2 protein-coding genes are annotated in these 2405 nt (G+C 41.8%); one reads left to right on the top strand and one right to left on the bottom strand.

Translation table 11 applies throughout. The annotated features are described in order from the left end of the window. Positions 1-159: 159 nt before the first annotated feature. Entirely contained in the window at positions 160-678 is a 519-nt protein-coding gene (locus tag RIB15_RS00010) for a hypothetical protein (protein ID WP_350200087.1), read from the top strand. Positions 679-782: 104 nt separating this feature from the next. Here RIB15_RS00010 and RIB15_RS00005 read toward each other — a convergent pair whose 3' ends face one another. Next, the gene (locus tag RIB15_RS00005; protein ID WP_502881326.1) at positions 783-2333 is read right to left on the bottom strand and encodes an IS1182 family transposase; all 1551 of its coding nucleotides are present in this window, start codon (positions 2331-2333) and stop codon (positions 783-785) included. Between the last annotated feature and the right edge of the window lie 72 nt (positions 2334-2405).

Genomic DNA, 2405 nt, shown 5'->3' with positions numbered 1-2405 from the left:
GCTTTTAGAAAGGTCTGTGGTTCTGGATTTTTACTTTCAGAACGCAGTGCTTCATGGAAACCGTTGTGCTTGTGGTGCACTTCCGCTATTTTAGTGCTATCTGCCAACTCTGGGCACACAAACCGATAGTTTGGCGTTACCCACCATAAGTGCAACTTGATGCTAACTGTACCAGAACATATTGAAGTACAACTTGTGAACTCCAAAGGAGAACCCTTCAAACAAGCAAAAATCGTAGTTGGTATTCGCACATTTGCAACTCGAAAGAACGATATCGAACTCTCGCCATTTGTGTCGAACGAATTAGGAATTGTGAACATTTCTAACGCTGATATTCAAGATCGAGCTGAAAACTTCATTTCCTATGGGATTATGGACTACAACTCTCTTGAATCCGCAGAACCAACCGTGGAACTCTTCATCTGGACGAAGGACAAGATTACAAAATACCTGAACTACTGGGAACCACTTCTAACAGCAGATCCAACTGAAAAACTCGCTGATTGGCAAATCGCGGTAATGAACAAAGAAATGCTCAAAATCCAGGAACGGGAACGTAGAGAGTTTGAACTCCTGAAGAACTCTTTTAATTCATCGAACATCACAAAAGAATCGAAAAGTCGGATGAACTGGAACGGAACGGAGAACACCATCCGAACAACTCTAACGGTGAAATAACAGGTGGGTAACATGCGTTGACGTTGCGCAACCCCTTTCAATGATAAAGTTTGACAGATGAAGCTCTAATATTACAATCGGATTTAGTCTTCTGATTATTTGGATTAATGAGGCTGGAGTGCCTTACCGGAGCGTATTATGGCGTTGAATAAGAGAATGAATTCTAAAGTACGGCTGTGAAGGGTCTGTCTAAGCTCCCTGACTGCTGACTGAGTTCTCTTTTGCTCGAATTTGAGGTACTTTTTCAGGTTGTAGGCGATGGCTGCCATGATGAACTGTTTATTGGCATTATGGATGCCCTTGGTATTCACTTTTCTTAAACCCATATACTGAGTAAGTACACCCAGCACGGGCTCTACCGTTGCTTGCCGTTTTCGTTTGTAGAATTGACCTTTGTTACTATTTACTCTTTCAATAGCTCGCTGATATTCTTTCATATGGTTTACCACCCTGAATCGCTTCTCTGTACCCTTGCCAATACAATCTTCCTTGAACGGACAGTCCCGGCAGTCGGCTCTTGTGGTAGCGTAACTACGCACTTCTCTATCCTTCTCAATGATGATCTTACGGAACCTGGCATATTTTCCGTTTTTACATTCGTAGTAATCTTCATTTTCATAATAGATAAAGTCATCGGGACCACCTTTAAAAGTACCATGAGGAGGTATATAGGCATTTAACCCTCTTTTCTCCATGTCTGCATAATTACTTCCACTGCTATATCCGGCATCAGCCAGTACATTTTCCATTTTGAGGCCAAGCTTTCTCAATCTTCGGTCTAGTGGATCTATGATACCAATCAGGCTTCTGCTATCATGCTTGTCAGCAAAATCAGCACTCATTGAGGTGATCACGTGATGAGCTGTATCCACAGCTAACTGAGCGTGAAAGTTGAGCTTTCGTGCTTTCCCTGGTTTAACGCTGATCCTGGCGTCTGGGTCTGTAGGGCTATAATGTGTCTTGTTTGAGGTGTATTTAGCCTCTTTTCTATTTGCACCGGGTCGGTTATCCTGCTTGCTGCTCCAGTTTTCATTACGCTTTTTAATCTCATTCAATTCCTTATCTGAAGCACTGAGTGTTTGCTGTTCTTTAGACGCTTTGTTTTCCTTAGGCTTCTTGTCTACAGTGCTCATGGCTCTGACTTTCCTGAGATGTTCGTCCAGCTCATCTTCGGGCACCTTTAGCTCCAGACTCTCCATACTGGCATTTGCTTTGATAGGAGCTGAGTCTATGGCCTGGCTTTTACCAGATACCATCCCCTTCTCAACACACATTTGTAAAACCCGCTCAAACAATGACTCAAAAAGTTGATCCGGAAATAGATTCCTGGTGCGACTTATTGTTGAGTGCCAGGGTAATTCATCATCAATGTCGTGATCAATAAAGTAAAGAATATCCAGACGCATAGAGGCATGGTTGATCAGTTGACGATCCGAGATAATATTCTCCAAATAACCAACCAGACATAACCTGTAAAATACGCTGGGATCAACACTTTTTTGGCCACACTTACCGTAGTAAGGTTTAGTCTCCTTGTATAAAAAATTAAGATCTAAAACAGATTTGAGCCTTTTGTAAAAGTTGTCTTCCGGAATCCTGGCAGCCAGGTTAAAAGAGTTGAAGAGCCTTGGTGTATATTGTTTATGTCCCTGCATATATAAATATAACACATAGCTCATTAATTATCAATACTTTTTTAATGAACTTGAGTTGTGCAACAGACACAA

The sequence above is a fragment of the Gracilimonas sp. genome (genome assembly GCF_040218225.1).
Classification (GTDB): Bacteria; Bacteroidota; Rhodothermia; order Balneolales; family Balneolaceae; genus Gracilimonas.
This window is presented reverse-complemented; position numbering and strand designations above follow the sequence as displayed.

What these genes read in the sequence shown, in the direction of transcription:
- RIB15_RS00010 (WP_350200087.1), top strand. Translation starts at nt 160, where the DNA reads ATGCTAACTGTACCAGAACATATTGAAGTACAACTTGTGAACTCCAAA.
- RIB15_RS00005 (WP_502881326.1), bottom strand. Translation starts at nt 2,333, where the DNA reads ATGCAGGGACATAAACAATATACACCAAGGCTCTTCAACTCTTTTAAC.